General features: G+C 73.1%; 3 protein-coding genes. All 3 read left to right on the forward strand.

Going from position 1 to position 2340, the window contains the following annotated elements; all coding sequences use genetic code 11:
• The coding region (locus tag ACFV6I_RS39145) for an MFS transporter (protein WP_380431025.1) at window positions 1-820 on the forward strand (820 nt) is incomplete at its 5' end.
• A gap of 68 nt (window positions 821-888) precedes the next feature.
• Entirely contained in the window at window positions 889-1308 is a 420-nt protein-coding gene (locus ACFV6I_RS39150) for a heme-binding protein (RefSeq protein ID WP_063351790.1), read from the forward strand.
• Window positions 1309-1462: 154 nt separating this feature from the next.
• Window positions 1463-2293 (forward strand): aldo/keto reductase, encoded by an 831-nt coding sequence (locus ACFV6I_RS39155; RefSeq protein ID WP_380345438.1) that lies wholly within the window; start codon window positions 1463-1465, stop codon window positions 2291-2293.
• Window positions 2294-2340: the final 47 nt, after the last annotated feature.

Genomic DNA, 2340 nt, shown 5'->3' on the forward strand with positions numbered 1-2340 from the left:
GGCCGGCGCCATCGCCACGATGTTCACCGGCCTCACCGTCGCCAACATCGTCGGCGTGCCGCTGGGCACCTTCATCGGCCAGGCCGTCGGCTGGCGCGTCACCTTCGCCGGCGTCGCCGCGCTCGGCGTGGTCGGCCTGCTCGGCATCGCCAAGCTCGTCCCCGCCCTGCCCCGCCCCGAGGGCGCCCACCTGCGCCGCGAGCTCACGGCGTTCCGCAACCCGCAGGTCCTGCTCGCCATGGCGATGACCGTCCTCGGCTTCGGCGGTGTCTTCGCGGCGATCACCTACATCGCGCCGATGATGACCCACGTCGCCGGATACTCGGACGGCGCCGTCACCTGGCTGCTGGTCCTGTTCGGTGCCGGGATGTTCCTCGGCAACCTGCTCGGCGGCAGGTTCGCCGACCGCAAGCTGATGCCGATGCTCTACGCCTCCCTCGGCGGACTCGCCGTCGTGCTGGCCCTGTTCACCCTCACCGCGCACAACAAGATCCTCGCCGCGGTCTCCATCCTGCTCGTCGGGGCGCTCGGCTTCGCCACCGTCCCGCCACTGCAGAAGCGGGTCCTCGACCAGGCGCACGGCGCGCCCACCCTGGCCTCCGCCGTCAACATCGGCGCCTTCAACCTCGGCAACGCCCTCGCCGCCTGGCTCGGCGGCCAGGTGATCGCGGCCGGCCTCGGCTACACCGCCCCGAACTGGGTCGGCGCGCTGCTCGCCGGAGCCGCGCTCCTGCTGGCCGTCTGGTCCGCCGTCCTGGAGCGCCGCACCCCCGTACGGGAGGGCGCCGTCACCGCCGCTCCCGTCCCCGTCCACCACTGACCGTTCCCCTCCCCAGTTCCCCCCTCCCCAGTTCCCCTCTCCCCGTTCCTTCCAGGAGTAGCGCCACCATGAGCACCACCCTCACCCCGCTGACCACCGCCGACGCCGAGACCCTCGTCGCCGCCGCCCGCCGCGCCGCCCAGGCGGCCGGGGTCGCGGTCAGCGTCACCGTCCTGGACGCGGGCGGCCACCTGCTCGCCTTCCTCCGCGACGACAGCGCCGTGCTGATCTCCGGGGAGACCAGCACCCGCAAGGCGTACACCGCCCTCCAACTGGGCGCCCCCACCGCCGACCTGGTCGACCTCGTCAAGCCGGACGGACCGTTCCACACCCTGGCCACCGCGCTCGACCGGCCGCTCCTCTTCATCGCCGGTGGCGTCCCGATCCACCGCGACGGCAAGCTCGTCGGCGCCATCGGCCTCGGCGGCGGCGCCCCGGAGCAGGACCACTCCTTCGCCACCGCCGCGCTGGCGGAACTCGCCCGGTGACCCGCACACCGCAGGAGGTCCTCGCCGACCACGGGCGACGCCTGGGCGCCGGGGGCCTCGACCACATCGCCGGGAACCACACCGAGGACTCATCAGCGCCCAGACCGTCCGCCACACCCTCACCGACCTCCCCCGCTGAATGGAAGCACGCACCATGAACAACCCCACCGTCCCCACCGTGAAGCTCAACAACGGCGTCGAGATCCCCCAGCTCGGCTTCGGCGTCTTCCAAGTCCCCGACGCCGAGACCACCGCCGCCGTCACCTCCGCCCTGGAGGCCGGCTACCGCAGCATCGACACCGCCGCGATCTACGGCAACGAGACCGGCGTCGGCCGCGCCCTGGCCGCCTCCGGCCTGCCGCGCGAGGACCTCTTCGTCACCACCAAGCTGTGGAACGCCGACCAGGGCTACGACGCCACCCTGCGTGCCTTCGACGCCGGCCTCGCCAAGCTCGGCCTCGAGTACCTCGACCTGTACCTGATCCACTGGCCCACCCCGGCCCGCGACCTCTACCTGGACTCCTGGCGCGCCGTCGAGCGCCTCGCCTCCGAGGGCCGCATCCGCGCCGCAGGCGTCTCCAACTTCCAGCCCGCCCACCTCCAGCGCCTGCTGGACGAAAGCCGGTTGGTGCCCGCCGTGAACCAGGTCGAGCTGCACCCCGGCCTCCAGCAGGCCGAGCTGCGCGCCTTCCACACCGAGCACGGCATCGCCACCGAGGCGTGGAGCCCGCTCGCCCAGGGCGCCGTCCTGGACGACCCGGCGATCACCGCGATCGCCGCCCGCACCGGCAAGTCCGCCGCCCAGGTGGTCCTGCGCTGGCACCTCCAGCTCGGCAACATCGTCATCCCGAAGTCCGTCACCCCGGCGCGCATCCGCCAGAACCTGGACGTCTTCGACTTCCAGCTGACCGACGAGGACATGGCCGCCATCGCCGCCACCGACCGCGACCTGCGGACCGGCCCGCACCCGGACCAGTTCAACTGACCGACCCCGCACCCCCGGAAGCCCGCTGCGGGCCGGCCCTTCCCGGC

Source organism: Kitasatospora sp. NPDC059803 (genome assembly GCF_042732255.1).
GTDB lineage: Bacteria > Actinomycetota > Actinomycetes > Streptomycetales > Streptomycetaceae > Kitasatospora.

Excerpts from the sequence above, each read along its gene's own strand:
- ACFV6I_RS39155 (WP_380345438.1), top strand. The coding sequence starts at position 1,463 with ATGAACAACCCCACCGTCCCCACCGTGAAGCTCAACAACGGCGTCGAG.
- ACFV6I_RS39150 (WP_063351790.1), top strand. The coding sequence starts at position 889 with ATGAGCACCACCCTCACCCCGCTGACCACCGCCGACGCCGAGACCCTC.